The organism is Ruegeria sp. AE3 (genome assembly GCF_056542225.1).
Window position 1 is genome coordinate 32090 of sequence record NZ_JBQFZL010000017.1, and the last position, 19294, is coordinate 51383.

16 protein-coding genes, 2 tRNA genes and 1 pseudogene are annotated in these 19294 nt (G+C 56.2%); 8 read left to right on the plus strand and 11 right to left on the minus strand.

Annotation, left to right across the window (positions count from 1 at the left end):
• Positions 1–6 precede the first annotated feature (6 nt).
• Positions 7–842: pseudogene (locus ACR0NZ_RS18810) on the plus strand (IS5 family transposase).
• Between the two features lie 269 nt (positions 843–1111).
• Here ACR0NZ_RS18810 and ACR0NZ_RS18815 read toward each other — a convergent pair.
• From ACR0NZ_RS18815 to ACR0NZ_RS18830, 4 genes are read right to left on the minus strand one after another with little or no spacing between them, the layout of a single operon-like run.
• Positions 1112–2149, minus strand: coding sequence for an ACP S-malonyltransferase (locus tag ACR0NZ_RS18815; protein ID WP_480496316.1), 1038 nt, complete (start codon positions 2147–2149; stop codon positions 1112–1114).
• The gene (locus ACR0NZ_RS18820; RefSeq protein ID WP_480521023.1) at positions 2146–4335 is read right to left on the minus strand and encodes a dehydrogenase E1 component subunit alpha/beta; all 2190 of its coding nucleotides are present in this window, start codon (positions 4333–4335) and stop codon (positions 2146–2148) included. Before ACR0NZ_RS18820 ends, ACR0NZ_RS18815 begins: the two co-directional genes overlap by 4 nt.
• An 11-nt stretch (positions 4336–4346) precedes the next feature.
• A complete protein-coding gene (locus ACR0NZ_RS18825; RefSeq protein WP_480521025.1) occupies positions 4347–5549 on the minus strand; it encodes an acyl-CoA dehydrogenase in 1203 nt (400 codons plus the stop codon).
• On the minus strand, positions 5546–6718 hold the full coding sequence (locus ACR0NZ_RS18830) for a pyridoxal phosphate-dependent aminotransferase (RefSeq protein WP_480521027.1): 1173 nt from the start codon (positions 6716–6718) through the stop codon (positions 5546–5548). Before ACR0NZ_RS18830 ends, ACR0NZ_RS18825 begins: the two co-directional genes overlap by 4 nt.
• Positions 6719–6810: 92 nt before the next feature.
• On the opposite strand from ACR0NZ_RS18830, the gene ACR0NZ_RS18835 reads away from it, so the two are divergent.
• The gene (locus ACR0NZ_RS18835) at positions 6811–7716 is read left to right on the plus strand and encodes a LysR family transcriptional regulator (RefSeq protein ID WP_480521029.1); all 906 of its coding nucleotides are present in this window, start codon (positions 6811–6813) and stop codon (positions 7714–7716) included.
• 22 nt (positions 7717–7738) lie between these two features.
• Here the strand turns inward: ACR0NZ_RS18835 and ACR0NZ_RS18840 are convergent, their stop codons facing one another.
• Positions 7739–8608, minus strand: a complete 870-nt coding sequence (locus tag ACR0NZ_RS18840) for a hypothetical protein (RefSeq protein WP_480521031.1) — start codon at positions 8606–8608, stop codon at positions 7739–7741.
• A gap of 181 nt (positions 8609–8789) precedes the next feature.
• Here ACR0NZ_RS18840 and ACR0NZ_RS18845 point away from each other — a divergent pair.
• Both ACR0NZ_RS18845 and ACR0NZ_RS18850 read left to right on the plus strand, forming a co-directional pair.
• Positions 8790–8865, plus strand: a tRNA-Thr gene (locus tag ACR0NZ_RS18845).
• Between the two features lie 561 nt (positions 8866–9426).
• Positions 9427–9512: transfer RNA gene (locus ACR0NZ_RS18850), tRNA-Leu, on the plus strand.
• 99 nt (positions 9513–9611) lie between these two features.
• Here ACR0NZ_RS18850 and ACR0NZ_RS18855 read toward each other — a convergent pair.
• A complete protein-coding gene (locus ACR0NZ_RS18855; RefSeq protein ID WP_480521033.1) occupies positions 9612–9752 on the minus strand; it encodes a hypothetical protein in 141 nt (46 codons plus the stop codon).
• Positions 9753–10064 (minus strand): helix-turn-helix domain-containing protein, encoded by a 312-nt coding sequence (locus ACR0NZ_RS18860; RefSeq protein WP_480521035.1) that lies wholly within the window; start codon positions 10062–10064, stop codon positions 9753–9755.
• A gap of 512 nt (positions 10065–10576) precedes the next feature.
• On the opposite strand from ACR0NZ_RS18860, the gene ACR0NZ_RS18865 reads away from it, so the two are divergent.
• Positions 10577–11392, plus strand: a complete 816-nt coding sequence (locus ACR0NZ_RS18865; protein WP_480521037.1) for a terminase small subunit — start codon at positions 10577–10579, stop codon at positions 11390–11392.
• Between the two features lie 299 nt (positions 11393–11691).
• Here ACR0NZ_RS18865 and ACR0NZ_RS18870 read toward each other — a convergent pair whose 3' ends face one another.
• From ACR0NZ_RS18870 to ACR0NZ_RS18880, 3 genes are all read right to left on the minus strand, one after another.
• Positions 11692–13218, minus strand: coding sequence for an amidase (locus ACR0NZ_RS18870; RefSeq protein WP_480521039.1), 1527 nt, complete (start codon positions 13216–13218; stop codon positions 11692–11694).
• A 341-nt stretch (positions 13219–13559) separates the two neighbouring features.
• Positions 13560–13949, minus strand: a complete 390-nt coding sequence (locus ACR0NZ_RS18875) for a DUF4440 domain-containing protein (RefSeq protein WP_480521041.1) — start codon at positions 13947–13949, stop codon at positions 13560–13562.
• Positions 13950–13979: 30 nt separating this feature from the next.
• Complete coding sequence (locus tag ACR0NZ_RS18880; RefSeq protein WP_480521043.1) at positions 13980–14882, minus strand: LysR family transcriptional regulator; 903 nt, start codon at positions 14880–14882, stop codon at positions 13980–13982.
• A gap of 201 nt (positions 14883–15083) precedes the next feature.
• Between ACR0NZ_RS18880 and ACR0NZ_RS18885 the strand changes: the two genes are divergently transcribed.
• Genes ACR0NZ_RS18885 through ACR0NZ_RS18895 form a run of 3 tightly spaced genes read left to right on the plus strand, consistent with a single transcriptional unit; the run spans position 15084 to position 18021 of the window.
• Entirely contained in the window at positions 15084–15536 is a 453-nt protein-coding gene (locus ACR0NZ_RS18885) for a hypothetical protein (protein ID WP_480521045.1), read from the plus strand.
• Between the two features lie 40 nt (positions 15537–15576).
• The gene (locus ACR0NZ_RS18890) at positions 15577–17160 is read left to right on the plus strand and encodes a sulfatase-like hydrolase/transferase (RefSeq protein ID WP_480521047.1); all 1584 of its coding nucleotides are present in this window, start codon (positions 15577–15579) and stop codon (positions 17158–17160) included.
• Between the two features lie 60 nt (positions 17161–17220).
• Positions 17221–18021, plus strand: coding sequence for an outer membrane protein (locus ACR0NZ_RS18895; RefSeq protein ID WP_480521049.1), 801 nt, complete (start codon positions 17221–17223; stop codon positions 18019–18021).
• Between the two features lie 213 nt (positions 18022–18234).
• On the opposite strand, the gene ACR0NZ_RS18900 is transcribed toward ACR0NZ_RS18895, so the two are convergent.
• The gene (locus ACR0NZ_RS18900; RefSeq protein WP_480521051.1) at positions 18235–19122 is read right to left on the minus strand and encodes a LysR family transcriptional regulator; all 888 of its coding nucleotides are present in this window, start codon (positions 19120–19122) and stop codon (positions 18235–18237) included.
• Positions 19123–19294: the final 172 nt, after the last annotated feature.

Below are 19294 nucleotides of genomic sequence, written 5' to 3' on the forward strand. Positions count from 1 at the left end.
GGTGATATGAGCGACCTTTATTGGCTGACAGACGAGCAGATGGCCAAGCTTTGCCCTTTCTTCCCGAAGTCGCACGGCAGGCCACGGGTCGATGATAGAAGGGTGCTGAGCGGGATTATCTTCATCAATTGCAATGGATTGCGCTGGCGTGACGCCCCGGAAGCGTATGGGCCGCACAAAACGCTTTATAGCCGGTGGAAGCGTTGGAGCGAGAAAGGCATCTTCGCTCGGATGGAGGCCGGCCTGGCAGCCGAACACGGCGAAGAAAAGACCGTGATGATCCCCTCTCATCGAAACTGCGTTTCGACTGCCGGGCAGTGGACGCGACCTATCTGAAAGCACATCGTACCGCGACCAGCATGGCCGCGAAAAAGGGGGGCGTGGCCGCCTGATTCACTGCCCGGCAGGCGCATCCGAAGGATGCTGCCGAGAGGGGCCGAACCAAGGGCGGCATGAATACCAAGCTGCATGCCATTTGCGATAGCAAAGGTCGCCCGCTCAACCTGTTCGTTACCGCCGGGCAGGTCAGCGACTACATCGGTGCTCGGGCTCTGCTCAGCAGCATACCAAATGCGGACTGGCTGCTCGGTGATCGTGGCTATGACGCCGACTGGTTCCGAGACGCCTTGAAAGACAAAGGGATACGCGCCTGCATCCCTGGTCGAAAGCAGCGCAAGGCACCGGTCAAATACGACAAGCGCAGATACAAGCGGCGAAACCGCATCGAGATCATGTTTGGCAGGCTCAAGGATTGGAGGCGCGTGGCAACACGCTATGATCGTTGTCCCAAGGTCTTCCTATCCGCCATCGCGCTCGCGGCTCTAGTCATCTACTGGTTATGAATCCTGACCCTAGCCCTGTCGCCTGTCTGCAAGGTGCTCGATCGAAAGAGTCCCGATTTGCGCGAAGGTGCCAAATGACCTGAAGCATTGGATAACGGGTCGCCGCGCGGGGTTGGGCGCTCAGTCATCTGTTCCCGTTTCGGAAGCGTGGATTTGATAAGTAGGCGCTTTTTTGGGCAGGTTCTGAACAGAAGGTTCGGTGGGAAGAGTGGAGCGGAGTGCCCGCGATAGATCGATTTGCGCCGGGCGAACCGCCAAGGTGTGCAAGGTCAGGTCACACGTGCGCGTTGATCCTCGATCCCCATTGAGATCAGCGAAGGTTCTTCGCGTTGGCTGGTCTGAAAGCTTGCTTTGTCCTGCATCTTGTCCCAATTGCTCAGGATCAAACATTGCGCGACGGCTCCGCCCAGTGTGGTTCCCGGTCCGGTGACGATGAACATGTCGGGTGCGAACTCTTTCGCGGCCTGTGATACGGCCTTTGTGAAATCATAGGTTTCGGTCACCTGATGACCCAAGGTGTAGTCCCAAAGCGCGTCCAGATCACAGGCTCCGGGCCACCAGATCTGACCACGGCCATCTATCATGGGCAAATTGGGTTGCCGGAACAGATCTGCGGCAAGGCGGGCGCGACCGGCTTCGGCAACTGGGCGTTGCAGATGTGAATGAAACCCTGCGTGATTGGCCAGCCGCATCGGAAATCGTTCCTGCACCACAGGCACCTTGTTTTCAAAGGCGGACAACCCAGCTTCATCCCCGGCCATAACCAGCATCCCGCCCAGATCAATTGACAGCGTGAGGGTCGCGCCGGTGCCGTCGATCTCAGCGACCAAAGCCAGCAGTTCGGCCTTGCGTGCCGGGTTCGGCTGCCAGTCGGCATCCATGAAAGGATAGATCAACTGGCCGCCAATCAGGCTCTGCTGCATGAGTGTTCCCATGGTGTTGACCACCTCGAACCCTGCCTCGGCAGTCAAGGCGCCCCCGCAGGCCAGGGCTGAATACCAGCCCATCGAGTTTCCGGTCACAGCCACCACGTCGATTTTCTCCGGATCGATGGCACGAAAATCGCCCAGCGTGGCGGCATAGATCAAGGCCGAGGCATTGTCTCCGCGCGTGTGCTTTGCCACGGAATACCGTGTTGCGCCGTCCAGTTCGCTTAGGGTTTCCTGACCCTGTGCGCGCCGCATGCCATCGAAATGTGCCAGCAGGGCCTTGTCGGTAAAATGCCGACCCAGAACACCCAATTCGGGTTTGTTATAGGTTCCGCGCCCCGGACAGATGACAACAGCGGTTTGTTTCGCAGACCTCATTTGCCCGTCTCCATAATGGATCTTGCTGCGGCCTCGATGCTGTCTTTCGATGGCATGGTCGCGGCATAGGCCGGGCCGGTGGCGATAAAGCTGTCTTCGGCGGTAATACGAGCCATCGGCACATCAGTGGTTTCGTGGAAATGGGCCATCAGGGCTTCGGCCACGCCGCCGTGATGCCGGGTTTCATCGACGATCAATATCCGCTTGGCGCCGCTTACGGCCCGGGTCAGCGCGTCTTTGGGAAGCGGCGACAACCAGCGCATGTCAATTATCCGGGTTTTTGTCCCGTCGGCCTCCAGCGATTTGCGCGCCTGATGGCTGAGGTAGACGCCATTGCCAAAGGTAACGATGGCCAGATCGTCGCCATCTCCATCCACGCCGACCTCGCCGAAACCGATCCTTTCGGATGGGTCGGGGTAAGTGTGCATCCAGCCTGCGTCCCCGGCTTCGTGCAGGTCCCGCATCGGGTAGAGCGCGATGGGTTCCAGAAACACGACCAACCGCTGTTCTTCCCGGGCCAGCCGCACGCATTCACGCAGCATTCGTGCAGCGTCGGCGCCGTTCGATGGGCAGGACAGGATCAGCCCCGGAATATCGCGCAAAACCGCGACCGAGTTGTCATTGTGGAAATGCCCGCCAAAGCCCTTTTGATACCCCAGCCCGGCGATGCGAACGACCATCGGGTTGGTGTACTGACCGTTCGAGAAGAAGGGCAGGGTGGCCGCTTCACCGCGCAACTGGTCTTCGGCGTTGTGAAGATAGGCCAGGAACTGGATTTCCGGCATGGGCGTAAACCCGTTTTGGGCCATCCCGATGGCGAGGCCCAGAATCGACTGTTCGTCTAGCAGCGTGTCGATCATCCGGTCGGGTCCGAAACGGGCCTGAAGCTTTTGCGTCACGCCATAGACACCGCCTTTGCGCCCGACATCTTCGCCCATCATCACGATCTCGCCGTGTACAAGCATCAGGTCGCTCAGGGCCCAGTTGATCAGGCGCGACATGATCTGGGGTTCAGCATGTGCTTTGAGGTCGCCGCCGAATACTTCAGCCCGATGTTCAGCTGACGGGCCATTGGTCGGGGCACAGGGGCGTGCGGGCGGGATCAGGCTGGCCATCACGTCACCTGCGGTTTTCAGGCGAGGGCGGGTGATCGCCTTGTCGGCGACGCGCGCTACGCGGTCGCAGGTGTCGGTGTATACCTTCAACGCGTCATCCGGTTGCATCGAACCGGATTGTTCAAGCAGACGGACGGAGTGCAGCAGGGGGTCGTTCGACTCTTCAGCTTCGACCTCGGATTTCGGCAAATACGTGGTGGGCATATCTGCTCCGGCGTGGCCATACAGGCGCACCGTGCGGATGTGCAGAAATGCGGGTTTCTTACGGCTGCGGACATAGGCGGCGGCTTCTTGTGCTATACGGTAGGTTTCGAAAATATCGAGCCCGTCGCACGAGAAATACTTCAGTCCCGGTCGATGAGAGAATGTCGCGGCGATCCAGCCTTGTGGTGTCTTGGTCGAAATTCCGATCCCGTTGTCCTCGCAGCAAAACAGCAGCGGCAGGGGAACCGACTGGTAAGACGTCCACTGTGCAGTGTTGAATGCGCCTTGCGCGGTGGAATGGTTGGCCGAGGCATCACCAAAGGAACAATAGACGATGGCGTCGTCCGCCATTTCTGCATGTTCTGGTTTGTGACGGCGGGCTGCCCCGATTGCATAAGCCGCGCCGACTGCTTTGGGCAGGTGGCTGGCAATGGTCGAGGTCTGCGGCGGGATGCAAAGCGCTTTTGACCCCAACACCTTGTGCCGCCCACCGCTGATCGGATCATCAGAGGATGAAGCGAAGGACAACAGAATATCCCATGTCGGGCTCTGCCCCGGCACCTGATCGGACCGGGCGATCTGAAACGCGGCGTCGCGGTAGTGCAGAAAAGCGGGGTCTGTCGGGCGCAGGGCTGCCGCCACGGCGGCCATCCCTTCGTGACCAGAGGAGCCAATGGTATAAAACCCCTGACCGGCTTTCTGCATTGCCCGGCTTTGGCGGTCCAAAGCGCGGCTGAGACATTGCGCGCGATATAGCCCGACCGCTTCAGACGCTGTCAGTGGGCCAGACGGCGTCGCGCCATCGGGAAAATCCCGTGCCGCAACCCGGCGCAGGAAGTTGTCATGCACAATGGTTGCGCGATCCATCTTTGTCGTCCTCAGGCGAAGGCTTGCAGGCCCGTTTGCGCGCGACCCAGGATCAGGGCGTGAACATCATGAGTGCCTTCATATGTGTTCACGGTTTCAAGATTCACCATGTGGCGGATCACGTGGAAATCCTGGCTGATGCCATTGCCACCGTGCATGTCACGTGCGTGGCGTGCGACCTCAAGTGCCTTGCCGCAATTGTTTCGCTTGATCAGACTGATCATTTCTGGCGCTGCGCGGGCTTCGTCCATCAGGCGACCCACGCGCAGAGCGGCCTGAAGGCCCAAGGCGATTTCCGTCTGCATGTTCGCAAGCTTCAGCTGGAACAGCTGCGTTTGCGCTAAAGGGCGACCGAATTGTTTTCGGTCCAGACCATATTGCCGTGCGGCGTGCCAGCAGGCCTCAGCTGCGCCCATAGATCCCCAGGCGATACCGTATCGTGCACGGTTTAGGCAGCCAAACGGCCCTTTCAGACCTTCGACACCCGGCAACAGAGCATCTTCCCCGACCTCGACATTGTTCATCACGATCTCACCTGTGATCGAGGCACGCAGCGACAGTTTGCCTTCGATCTTCGGGGCTGAAAGACCGGGTGTGCCTTTTTCAAGTACGAAACCCTTGATCTTGCCGTCATGCGCGTCTGATTTGGCCCAGACAACAAACACGTCAGCAATGGGCGCGTTCGAAATCCACATCTTTGAGCCGTTGAGGACATAACCCCCTTCGGTCTTTTTCGCGACGGTTTTCATGCCGCCGGGGTCCGAACCTGCATCGGGCTCGGTCAGGCCAAAACAGCCAATAGACTCACCGCTGGCCAGTTTCGGAAGATATTTCCGGCGCTGTTCATCCGTTCCGTAGGCATAGATCGGGTACATGACGAGGCTGGACTGCACCGACATCATCGAGCGGTAACCGCTGTCGACGCGTTCCACTTCGCGTGCGACCAGACCGTAAGTGACATAGCTGGCACCGATGCCGCCGAATTCTTCGGGGATAGTCGTGCCCAGAAGGCCCATTTGCCCCATCTCGCGAAAAATCTCGGGGTCTGTTTCTTCATTGGCAAAAGCCTGAGTTACACGGGGCAGCAGTTTGTCCTGCGCGTAGGCGTTGGCCGCATCGCGCACCATGCGTTCATCCTCGGCCAACTGGTCTTCCAGCAGAAAAGGGTCATCCCAAGTGAAAGGGCCAAGCTGGGGGCGGGATTGTGGTTTCATGAGAGTTTCCTTTCTACAGCGGCTTTGAGACGTGCAAGCCCCGCTGCAATTGTATCTTGGGCATAAGCAAAGCTCAGGCGAAAATGTCCGGGCAACCCGAATGCGCGACCGGGAACCAGAGCGACACCAGCATCTTCCAACAACCAGGTGCAGAAGTCAGCGTCATTTTTGAAAGGCCCACCCTGATCCTCAAGCAGTCCGGCGCAGGAAGGGAAGGCGTAAAACGCCCCGTCGGGTGCCGCGCAGCGCAAACCCGGAACCGCGTTCAACCCTGCAACCACCAGATCACGGCGTTCGGCAAATACGGCGCGGCGTTCTTCCAACAGGCCCGCGCTGCCGGTCAGCGCCGCAAGCGAGGCCCATTGTGCAATCGAACAGGCACCCGAGGTAACCTGCCCCTGAACGGCCACCATCGCCTTGATCAGCTCGACCGGCCCGATCCCCCAGCCTATGCGCCATCCGGTCATGGACCATGCTTTGGCGACACCGTCGACGATCAACAGACGGTCGGCAAGGTCAGGGGCCGCCTCGGCCACTGATACAAACGGAGTAAAGCTGAGATGGCGATAAATCTCGTCCGCAAGAACCCAAACCTGTGGATGCCGGGACAGAACAGATGCGAGGGCGGCAATTTCATCCTGCGTGTAGATTGCCCCCGACGGGTTCGACGGCGTGTTGAGCATCAGCCAGCGTGCGCGCGGTGTAATGGCGGCCTCTAACTGTTCCGGCAGAAGCTTGAATCCCTGATCCATCTGGCAAGGCAGAATGACGGGCGTTCCACCCGCCATCCGCACTATGTCAGAATAGCTGGTCCAGTAGGGCGCGGGCATGATGACCTCGTCGCCGGGGTTCAGGCTGGCCAGCATGGCATTGGCAATCACCTGTTTGGCACCGGTCGACACAATGACCTGAGCAACTTCGGCTTTGGCCTGCCGGGCAACTTCGGTGCGCAAATCGGGCACCCCGGCCGTCGGCGGGTACTTCGTCTTGCCGTCCAGCGCTGCCGCGTGGGCTGCTTCGACCACATGGGGCGGGGTGGGCAGGTCAGGCTCACCGGTCGACAATGCCAGAACATCGCGCCCTTCCGAACGCAAGCGTGCGGCGGCCTCGGAAATCTGCACGATTTCGGACAATTCGATACCGTTTAGTCGGTTTGCGCGATGGAACACTGTTAATCTTCCTCTGGAGATGACTGAGGTTCTATCTGCAAAGTAACTTGATAAAAATACGCTGTTTTGTATCGTTTCAGTGACTAAAACTCATGAGTGATATGCCCAGAATCAATTCCCTGCCGTCTTTTGCCCTCATGCGCAGTTTCGAGGCTGCTGCACGCCACGAAAGCTATACCATGGCGGCAGAAGAGCTTGGTGTGACGCAGGGCGCGGTTAGCCGTCAGGTTCGTGAACTTGAGGTTGCGCTGGGGGTGACGCTGTTTCGCCGGGTCGGACGTGCGGTTCGCTTGTCGAAAGCGGGTCGCGCTTTGTTTGAAGAACTTGCAGGCGACCTTGAGCGGCTGAACGGTACGATCAATCGTGCGATCGCGGCCGGTGACGGTGCGTCGTTGCTGACCTTGGCGGTCCTGCCCACCTTTGCGACACGGTGGCTGGTGCCCAGACTGCCGGATTTCAAGCACCTGCATCCGGGGATCGAACTGGATCTGCATTCCTACACGACGCCGTTCAGCCTGGAAGAGCGGCGCATGGACCTTGCCATTCACTTTGGGCACGAAGACTGGCCCGGTGCGCGGCTACGCAAGCTGTTCCCGGAAAAACTTGTTGTAGCGGCTGCGCCTGTGTTGTTGGGCGACCAACGGACTTTCGAGGAACAGCATGTGTTCGATCTGCCGCTGTTGCATCTGACCTCGCGGCCCGGGCTGTGGTCCGAATATCATGCCAGCCATAGACTTGAGGCCAGAACGGTTTTTCCAGGAATGCGCTTTGATCAGTTCTCGATGCTGATCGAAGGCGCAGTTGCCGGGCTTGGGGCTGCGATTTTGCCGTCCTATCTGATCGAGGCCGAGTTGGCGTCGGGCGCGCTGGTCCAGACCGGGCAACTGGCGAATACCTCGGGCAGCGCATATTTCATTGCCACACCAACCGGGCAGAGGAACGAAGCCGTACAAGCATTTGCGGACTGGATCATCCGGCAAACGAAAAGGCATCAGTAAGGGTGCAGCCGCGAAAGAAAGGTTACAGTACCCGGATACCTGGCATGGTCTGGATGACTGCCAGATCCTGCTCGTAAAGCTCTGTAAATGCGTCAACGATGTCGGCGTTCCAGCCGGGCAGATCAAGTTCCTCTTCGACCTCATCGGGCCGGGCGTGGTCTTCCAATATCCGCGCAAGGTCTTCGCGTTGAGTATCTTTGTCGAGGCCGTCGCTGCCCCGCACGATGTCCAGAACATGCCGTTGACCGGTTTCAGTCAGAAGCGACGACAGCAACGCATACTCATCCACCAGAGGAGCGTCACCGGGCAGGCCCGCCATTGCGCGCATGATATCCCCCAGAATCAGTGGCAAGTGTTCATTCTTCCACAAAGTGAGCTGCACCTGAGGCGCAAGATCGCGCAGATCTTCGATCATGCTCAACCAGCTCAGGCAGCTCAGATCGGTGCTGGTCAGAATCTCCTGCCGGTGATCTTCATGGATCGACATCAGGACCTTGGGTATGAAAATCCCAGGGTTCACCAGACCGACGAATAATTCAACTTGAGCATCCTCCAGCAAGGTCTGGGCATAGGCTGTCCGCTGCCCGGCAAAAGGGTAAATCTGTCCATGTTGCAGGGCAGAACGTGTTGGGCCAAAGAACTTGTCGTTCGAGAGGATGACACGATCAACATTTGGATCATCTGGAAGAAGGGCGTGCAGCCCGTCCTGCGTTTCTGAATCAGTCAAATCCTGAGCAAGAGCATCAGACAGAACCTTGACAAACTGACGCCCGCCGCGTGGCCCCAAGATCGCAGCACGGCAATCCACCAAGGCCTGCTTGATTGCCGAAAGCGAGGACAGCACTTGCCCTTCATCGGCAAAGGCGGCCCCGGCATGGATTACTACCTGCATCTTTAGTCCTTTTACCCTCAGGGGCTGTGTCCATCCCATTCTATGTCTTTGCGTCGCATGAAAATCTGCAACGAAACAACCCCGCGGTTTCTGCACTTTCTCAGGAAAACGGGCAATCCCCAAGTTCGAGTCAAAAATGAGGGTTGCAGTCCTCTGTCGGACGAAGTAATCGACTGCCAGTGCCCCTATAGCTCAGCTGGTAGAGCAACTGATTTGTAATCAGTAGGTCCGCGGTTCGAGTCCGTGTGGGGGCACCACCAAATCATTGAAATTTATAACGTCCAGACCTGACACTGAGGCTTTACCTGCATCCGTTCGAGTTGGGCGGAACCGTCCTTTACCGTTGTTTCCCGGAGTAGCCATGTATATGGGCATCTCAATCGGGAAATAGGGGAACTCAGGTCTAACTCGCTGGACAGTAACAAAAAACAAATCCGAAACAGGGTTGGGACATGAAAGTGGCTCTGGTACAGAAATGAGAGACTCAGGTTTTGGGTAATCAGATTCATACAATATGGTAATGTCGGGAGCTATGTACGCTTGCGCCGCGACAAATTTTTGTTCCCCGATAGAACGGGAAAAGGATTGGTATTGAAAACACGTTCCCCGGAAGGGGCACCGTCAGTCGATCCGATGCATCGGACCTGGCGATGTGTCGGACCACGCCAAAGCCTGAGGATGTGATCGGGGTGCCGTTGCGCGCAGGTGACTTCCTTCGGGGCTGCCCGCTAATTTTCCTGATCTGGCAGGTCAAAGCACATTGTTATCATCTCGTTGTGCTTGTAAGGACGTTGCACTGTCCGAAAGGGCCGCGCCATGCGGGCGTGATGGAATGGTAGACATATCAGACTTAAAATCTGAAGGGCGTATGCCCGTGTGGGTTCGAGTCCCACCGCCCGCACCATAAAAGTAAATTAAACACTTATAAATAAACAATAAAGAAATGGGACAACTTTCACTGACCCACATTCTGCCCCACACTTGGCTATTCGTACCTGCGGTTTCAGGCCGCTTTTCCTCCGATCAGGTTTTCCAGATCCGCAACCTTCACCATATTGACGCCTGTGTCCTGGTGGATCTTCAACTTGCCGTCTTTTTCGGTGCATAAGATCGGTTGATCCGATTGGCATGGTGTATAGAGCATTCACTCTTTATCCAGGGCGGACCCCTTAGCTACTTTCGCCCATTCGAGCCAAGCTTTTCGCTGTTCGGGGGAAAGGGCACGGAACGCCTCGAGAAGAAGCGCCTCGTCGTCTTTGTCAGGTGCGCTGAAATCTACAAGCTCAGATGGCTCCACATCAAGGGCTGCGGCAATAATAACCTGCTTCTTGGTGGTGAGTGGGCGTGTTCCCTTTTCCAATTGCGCCAAATAAGAACGAGATAAGTCAACCTTCACTGCAAGTTCTTCCTGAGTAAGACCTTTGGCTTGGCGGATTTCTTTAATTCGTATTTTCATGATCGATCTTTGGAGCCATTGTGGAGCCCGCAATGGCGGTTTCTATTGGGTTTGCTGTGCGGTGAACCGTATCTGCCTTGCAGCCTGTCAATTAGGCCTTGTGGATGGTTGGGTAGTATCGGTTTAGAACTGCAGGTTCGACGAACTTTTTTGGGGGATGATCCGTTTGATGAGTGCCATTTCCATTCTTTGCTGCATTGGTGGATCGCAAACTCAGGGCTAGAAGCTTTCTCGACCAATGACCTTTTCCATGTGCGTGTTCTCCTTGGCTTCATATAATTGGTAAACATGTCGCAAATTGCAACACCAAAGTGAACATGGTGCAAAATAATGTGCATCATCCGAGTATTCGGGCGAGAAGTCAGGTCGGAAGTCATCAGGAAGTCACTAAAGAAAGAAATAAACAAATACATTGGTGGTAGTGCGATTTTGATGATCACAATTTGTTGCTTAATGCGGATTTAGAACCAATCCTGCGGTCGATCTTGAGGCGCAAGAGGCACCGCCCCGGAATGAGCAGCACAACCGACAATCTAGCCTTGGCAGATACCAGGTGGCTAGATCAGTTCGATCTAAACCCGCGTCAGCGGGCCTTTGTGCTTGCCTACCTTGCTGATCCGAACGCAAAAAAGGCAGCAATAAGCGCCGGATATGCAAAAGGATCAGCGGAAGTCACCGCATCCAAACTGCTAAGCAATGCTAAGGTTGCCGCTGCCATCGCAGAGGGCCGCAAACAGATCGAGAGCAAGGTCATGCTCGACGCAGAGGGCATTGTGAACCTCTGGACGCAAATCGCCCTCGCAGACCCCAACGAGCTAACCCAGCACATCATCGCGCCCTGCCGCTACTGCTACGGCATCGACCATCAGTACCAGTGGAAAACAGAACACAAGTTTACCGAGCGCAAGGCAACCGTGATCTTCTCGATGTTCCACGACGAGAAAGAGCGCGACGTTGCCATGTCTGGCGCAATCGTGGATCCTCGCATCCCTGACGACGCAGGCGGCTACGGTTATCGCCTCACAGTCCCGCCAAACCCCGATTGTCCCGAGTGTTCCGGCATGGGGACAGAAATCACCCGCATGGCCGACACCCGCAAGCTCAGTCCCGCTGCGCGCCTCCTGTTCGATGGCGTGAAGGAAACCAAGCAGGGCATCGAAATCAAGATGCAAGACCGCACCAAGGCGCTTGAGAACATCGCCAAACACTTGGGCATGTTCGCGGGCAAGGTCGCCCCGGAAGAGGCAAGCCCGCTCGAACGCCTCGTTCAGCGCATGATGGGCGCAGGCAACGCAGTGCCTGTCAATTCCAGCAACGAAAGTGACTAATCGGCTAGTGCGCTCTCCATCGAAGGCCGTTGCTGGTGAAATGGATGGTACCGCTGAGAACCTTGCGGTTGTGGAGCCCAGCAACGCCGCGTAGTTTTCAAGGAAATGATATTGATGCGGTTGAGTCCCTCGTGGTCGAGCCAGAACGGTTGCGATATCGATAATCCTCCTGTCGCCCTTGAATCACGACAGCGCAGTTGATGGAATCTACCGAGTAATGACCGCTCAGCATGAGAACCTGTCATCCGATAGAAACCGTCTTATGACGGCTTAGAGCCCAATGCGGACCTCGTTTGTGGTCATACTGGAATAAACTTGGCGGAATATGGCGCCCAGTTTTCTTTCCATGGTCTGGCCTGTTCAAGTTCGTAAGATAGCTCGACAAGCGTGGCGTCGTTTCCGGCTGCTGCATGGAACATTGATCCAACCGGCATGTTTGTTTCAGAGGAGAATGAAAGCGGAAGTGAGATCGCGCAATCGCCCACGGCATTCACCGGGGAAGTCAGCGCCAGCAAATTCTCAAGAAGATGGGCTTTGAACGCGAAGTCGTCACGGTGGCTGACCGCACTCCGCTTCAATGTCTCGGAAGGGGAAGTGGCACTAAAGATAACGTCGTAGTTCGCAAAAACTGCCGCGAACTTGGCCGAAATGTCATTGAAATAATCCAACCCTTCCTGCCGTTGTTCCGTGGAATAGGACTGCCCCTCCAGCATCGTTGTTGCCGTCCAGTTGGACAGGAGCCCAGTATCAAGCGATGTCTGACCACTGGTGCTGCGCGCCAAAGAGAGCAGCGGCGCAAACTTTGGCAAAAACGCATAGCGGAACATGCGAAGATACTCTGCTCCGTCGATCGGATGTTCGATGACAGTCACTTCGTGCCCGAGTTCACGCAATAATTCTGCGACGGCGTCCTGTGCCCGCACTATGGCAGCGACGGGTTCAACACCTTTGGTGCCCATCCGGGCATACGCGACCTTCAGACGGCGTTTCGATGGTCCTTCGATGAAACCGATCGGCGGAAAAGGACCGGCTTTGTCTTCGCAGACATCGATCAATGCAGCCGCATCGCGCACGGTTCTACAAATCGGTCCATTCGTCTTGAACGTATCGTGGCTGCCGTCCTGTTCGCCTGACATCATGCGGCCCCGAGAGGGCTTGAAACCAATGACATTGCAGGCACTGGCGGGAAGCCTGTTTGACCCACCGCCATCTGTGCCATGCACAAGCGGCACTATTCCCGCTGCAACCGCACAGGCCGCGCCAGAACTTGAGGCATTGCACGAATAGTCAAGGTTCCAAGGATTGATCGCCATCCCGTAGAGTTCACTGTCAAGACCGTTGGCGAACTCGGGGGCAACGGTTGTTCCGATCATGTTAAGCCCCGATGCTTCCAGAGCATCGACATAGGCGACGGACTTCTGCGGAATATTCGTTGCCCAAAGCCGGGAGCCATCTGTCCGTCTGACACCCCCAACATCAACCATGTCTTTAAGCATCGTTGGCACACCGGCGAAAAACGTATCCGGGGATATTTCTCGCGCTTTTTCCAGCGCGCGGTCAAAGGTAGGTGTCGCCATACAATTGACTATGGGGTTCAGTGCTTCAATCCGGCGGATAACCCGCTCGACGAGTTCGATCGCAGAGATTTCTTTCGTTTTTACAAGTTGCGCTAGCCCGACTGCATCGTATTCGACCAGGTCGTCAAGTTGCCGCGTTCCGGCAAATGAAGAATTTGACGAAAGGCTCACACTGCCAAGAAAGGCACCTGTTGCCCCAAATGTTCCAAGGAATTTTCGGCGCGTCAGGCGTTTTTTGGGAAATGCCAAGGGATCGGCCTCCGGTTCATGATCGACGACAAACATCTGAACTGTTACATGCCGCACCGAAAATGTGAACCGAGGCAGCGACAAATGGAATATCCGTGAAGTCTGTGTTTTAAGGCTGAGTGCAGAAGAAAATAGCGCGACGGACGGGCTGCATGCTGGTCAATTGCTTTCTCGCTCCATGCACTATTTGCCTATGACCGCTTAGTCGGCATTGCGGTCGCTCGCGATAATCGGGCGAACGTCTGCACCGAGCCCAAAGCGGGCGTTCCTTTAATTCAATACCCTCCTTATTATCGCCCCCCAAAAAAGCACGCGCAGTTATCCGCCAGTATATACCCGCCTCACCCGATCGGTGTCGCGCCAGTTTCCATCCGATACAACTGTCCGTCCGATAGCAGCATCACCACCATCACTGACTCCTTGTCGCCGCTGGGAAATTCAATGAACTGGTGCGTGACGAGAATACCGTCGTTCTCATAGACGACGCGATAGTTCCGGCGTACCGGCCTTGGTCCGTCAACGGACCAAATGTTTACCATTTCGGCCTTGTGCAGGTCTTTTCCAAGCTGATGGCGGACAAATGCGAAGTCGTCGTGAATCATGGCTTCAAATGCTTGCCTATCGCGAGCGTCAAAGGCGGCTTTCCATCTGGCGGAGAATTTCATGCACATCCTTTCGGCCGTAACCTCATCACCTTGCAACAGATATTGATGCTCCTTTTGGTGTTCCAACCATGATCTGCATCAAAACAGTGCTGGCACTCAGCGAGGGAGTATAGCTTTGCTGCGCACTTCGCGCCGGATGAAATCGATCAGCAGCCTCGTGCGCAAGGGTACAGCCGCGCTGGTAGAAAATACGATGTGCAGCGGGATGTTTGGCGGTTCCCACTCTGGCAGAACGCGCTCAAGCTGTCCGCTTGCCAGTTCTTTCGCCATCACCCACTCCGGCATCATTACGATCCCGGCACCGTTTCTCGCATATTCAACAAGCGTGTCGCCCTGATCGGCTGCAAACCCGCCTGCCACCACTACGTCTCGCTCCTTGCGCCCTTTAGTTAGACGCCATGTTTGTGTCGCGCGCATACGTGAGAATACGAGACATTTATGATTGGCCAAATCTTCGGGCTGATCCAGCCGTCCCGCTTGTTCCAGATACGAAGGCGCAGCTGCCAGGATCAGAGGGTTGGAGGATAGGCGTGATGCAACGAGTGCTGAGTCCTCCATGTGTCGTGCGCGAAAAGCAACATCAATACCCTCACCTATGATGTCGATGTGATCCTCGGTCAGAAACGAGGCGACGCGTATTTCGGGATATTCCCGACAAAACGCGACCAGAAGCGGGGCGATCACCAGGCGCGACAGAACAGGTGACATGGAAAGGCGCACTGTGCCAGCGGGTGTTCCTGCATCGGTTCGAATGCGGGAATCCGCCGCGTCAACGTCTTCAAGGATTTGGAGGCAGCTCTCGAAATAGGTCTCCCCCAAAGCAGTTAGAGTGATGCCGCGCTGGTTGCGCCGCAGCAGTTGTGTGCCGAGATGTTTCTCCAACGCTGCGACCCTTTTGCTGATGGTGCCCTGCGCCATACCTTCCAGCCTTGCAGCTTCTTGGAAGCTCTTAGTCTGGGCGACTCGCACAAAGGCGCTCATTGCAAAAAGCTGATCCAATTATAAAATTCCTTTTTAGAATTTTAGTTATTCTAATTGAGATATTGATTTAATTGCATGCGTTATGCAACTCCGGTGGCAGCAATACAGCCAGTCAACTGAAATCAGGATCCAAGCGCAGACCTGCCGGAACCCCTTTGGCAGGTGCCGGGAGAGCTTTGTTTTCGGCCTTTCCGGACAACAAAATAGAAAGGAACCGGAGTGACAAAACTATCTGAACGACTCTCGGATTTGTCGATTCTGATCGGTGACGTCGAGGCGCGAGCAGAAGCCTTTTTCGCCGAAACCGGTGACAGGCGCGAGCAGCGTATCAAGGCGCTCAAAGACACTCTTCGAAGGCATCAAAGCCAAATGGAGTCGCGCATTCAATCGACTGAAAGCGAGATCGCAGTGGCCTGGCAAGACCTAGCCGAACGTCTAACAAAGCGCTCCGAAATGGCGCGCGCGCAGTTGGTTTCAATCAAAACACGGGCCGATGCCCATCTCGCAGATCGTTGCACCGCGCAACTTGAGCAAAACGCAGCTCTGGCATTGGACTTCGCGTTGGTTGCGATGGAAGATGCCGAGCTCTCCGCCCTTGAAGCAGTAGATGCGCGTCTTTTGGCAGACGAACTTGCACGTTTGTCGGACCTGACAAAACAACGCTCCGATTGACCCGAACTCACCGACATGCTCAGTTCTAGGAGGCAATACGATGAATCTTCCCCACAAACTTGGGCTTACTACGGCCGTGTTCTTCGCCGGGGTCCAATCTACCCTTGCTATTGAACCCGATGGTCCGCACATGGCTCATTCTGAACGTAACGCTGCCGCTTGGGCTGCCGAAGACGAAGCCATTGACGCCAAGCTGGCTGAGCTGGAAGCTAAGTTCGGCAAGAAGCCCAACATCATATACATTCTAACCGACGATGTCGGCTGGGGCGAACTGGGTTGGCAAGGTGGTGGTAAGCACCGCGGAACACCCTCGGATGCTCTTGACCAGATGGCCTTTGAAGGAATGCGCTTCTGGTCGGGCTATGCTGAGCCCTCATGCACGCCCACACGGATTGCGATCAACACCGGTCGACACCCTGTGCGCACAGGCCTTTTGAGCGTGCTTTGGCCTGGCTCGGTGGAGGGGCTTTCTCCTGAAGAAGTCACCACTGCCGAGATTCTTTCGGAGGTAGGTTACAACACTGCCATGTGGGGCAAATGGCACCTCGGTGACCTGCCTGAACACGCGCCTGAGAATCAAGGTTATGACTATGCCTACTATGGCCTCTTCAACGGTGCTCCGGACTACTGGCAAGCCTCATACGAGGACCCGAACGGAACTTTCCCTTTTGCTGACTTCCCCGGCTACGATCAGTACGAGGAACTCACAGGGATCGACCTGTCCATCGGTGGCTATGTCGGTCGCAAGGGTGAGGGACGAACTCCTATCGAAGGCGTTGCAGGTGACCTTTCCCCCGAGCGTCAAGAAGCCTTTGAAAACGAGTCCATCGCTCAGATCACCCAATTCGTAAAAGATCACGCCAACGACGAGAATCCCTTTTACATCTACTGGGCTTCCTACGCGCAGCAGATTGCGCCAAGCCAAGAGTTTGCAGACGTCGATCACGTGGACAAGAACAATCGCCAAGCGTCGTTCATGGCGATGCATAACCAGCATGTCGATCAGCTTTTGACGACGCTGAAGGCTGAGGGCATTGCCGAGAATACATTGGTTGTCTGGACCAGCGACAACGGGCCAATGTACGCCTTCTGGCCAACCGCCGGTTACACGCTTCTGCGTGGTGCCAAAGGGGACGTACTAGAAGGTGGTGTGCGCGTGCCAGTAATGGCCTGGTGGCCGGGTATGATCGAGCCAGGTCAGCATCCGACGGATATTGTGCACGTGACCGATTGGTTTACCACGGCTGCGCGTATCGGTGGTGCGATGGACCTGATACCCGACGACCGGATCACCGACGGTGTGGATCAGACTTCACTTCTTCTGAACGGTGAAGGCCACGGACGTCGCCAGTTCATGGCTCACTACAGCGCCGACACGCTTGGAGCCTTCCGCTTCGAAGATCACAAGATCCACATCACCGAGGGGCATGGCGGTCTGCCTGGCATGGATTTCTACAATGTCATGCGCGATCCCGGCGAGAAGTATGGGGCGCTCTACCCAGGTCTATGGGTGGTGCAGCCAATGCAGCAGATCCTGCAACAGCACATGGGTCGTGTAGAGCAGTTCCCGCACCGCGCCCCAATGACCCCAGAAGAGGCCCGCCTCAGCGCCGAAGGTCATTGAAACAGGTTGGCGGGTCATCCCTGAGATGGCCCGCTTCGCTTCCATTCTTAGGACAAGACAATGAAAACCACTTTGCTCAATACTGCCATCACCATTGCGCTTCTAAGCGTTGGTACGGCCGCCCAATCCGAGGCAATTCCCCTCAGCGGCCAGAGTGAAACAGAATGGCGTCACACCCTTTCGATCTACGCGTTTCTACCGGTTAAAACAAAGGGAGACTCAACGGTTGCAGGAACAACCGTTCCACTCGATCTCGATTTTGGCGATGCACTGGAACTCCTTGATTTCGCCGCAGCCGGTAGATTCGAAGCCTGGCGCGCCGATTGGGGTTTCATAATTGACGCCAACTATGTTTCGCTTGAAGCCGATGGCAGCTTGCCCACACCTGGAAGCGCCTCGTTCAGCGCTGATATTCGTCAAGAATGGCTGGGTTTATATGCAGCGTACAAGGCCGTTGACGCAATCAGGGGGAATGGGCAGCGCTACGCCATCGATCTACAGGCTGGCGCGCGCTACAACTCGTTGCGTCAGGAGATTACAGTAACATCTCCGGCACCAATCCCTGTGTTGGGCGGCGATGAAGGCTGGTGGGAACCGGTAATCGGTGCACGCGGCACTTGGGTGCTTAACGAGCGGTGGACTGCAATTGCATCCTTGGAGCTTGGCGGCTTTGGCGCAGGCGGCAACGACCTGCAAATCGGAGCCAATGTTGGTGTAGATTGGCGTCCGTGGGAGACAACTTCGCTGTTCTTTGGGTGGCGATATTTCAGCATGGACTACAGCGACACGCTGTCCACGGGGGCGTTCGAATATGACGTCGATCAGCACGGGCCGGTTCTTGGAGTCAAATTCAGGTTCTGATTTGGGTCTATACAGCCAGTTTTGTGATTTTGATTGGTAGATCTGACGCTCTTAGAGATTATCAAAATTCCGCCAAAGACAAAGTATTTGTATGGCGGCTTCGTCCCGCGACTCGGTCGTTCGGTGCGAGAGGCGTTCTCAGTTCCTGACAAAATTTCTCAGATGACCGGGTCGAGCCCGGAGCGGCCGTTCGCTCGTAAAGCTCAGGCGACTTCAGTCCGACACTGTAATGACTTCGGCTTTCGAGCGGAGCCACTTGATGAATGCCAATACTTCGGGGCGTTGTCGTCCTGGTGAGGCTTCGATGTGGTAGACGCCAAAAAGCGGTTCGGAAGCGAGCACAGCGACCCGGCCAGCCGTGATGTCTTCCGTAAAAAAGGCGCGGGCAGTATAGGTGATGCCATCGCCGCGTCGGACCGCTGGCATGATCAGGTTGCCCGGCATGTGGTTAATCGCCAAAGGTCGCTTTGGGACGATGCCATGAAAAGTGAACCACTCTGCCGCCTCGTTGGTCCCTAATTCCTGCAGCCAAGGCAAGTCGGCAAGCGACTTGTAGTCTGACAGATCACGTGCCCCGATCAGCGATGGCGTACCGATGACAACCATGTCTGTCTTGAGGACAGCCTCGACATCCGGCTCGGCTCGCCTTTGATCTCGATACCTTATGGCGACGTCGATCCCACCCGGCCTGAGCTCAACGATCTGTGACGTCGGATTGAGCATCAGGGTGATTTCCGGATTTGCCCGCTGAAACTCGCCCACCCTAGGCATGAGCCATTCAACAGCAAAGGCCGGTGGCATAGTCACCTGCACCGGCCGGAGCATGGCCTCTTCATTAATGCGTTCCACGCCCCGGCTGATTATGTCAAAGCCTGCTTCCAAATCCCGTGCCAATTGGGCGCCGGAACGCGTCAGCTCAATGCCGCGACCGACCCGATGGACTAACGCAATACCAATTCGGTTTTCGAGCGCTTTGACTTGCTGGTTAACAGCGGCCTGAGTGACGTTCAGATGGCCTGCAGCACCTGCATAGCTGCCTGCAGTAGCTACGGCAGCAAAGGCGCGCAGGCTGTTCAACGGCGGGAGTCTCGACCAATTCATATGATAGATTTTCTAACGTTACGGCAGGATTAATGAGTCGCATGAAGTCAAAAATTTAGCAATATGCCTATCATTACGGCGGTGCAGTTGGAGGATCGGATGATGGAAAAGCTAAAGGGTGGATGCTATTGCCGCGCCGTACGATACGAGATTTCCGGTCGGCCGGAATGGT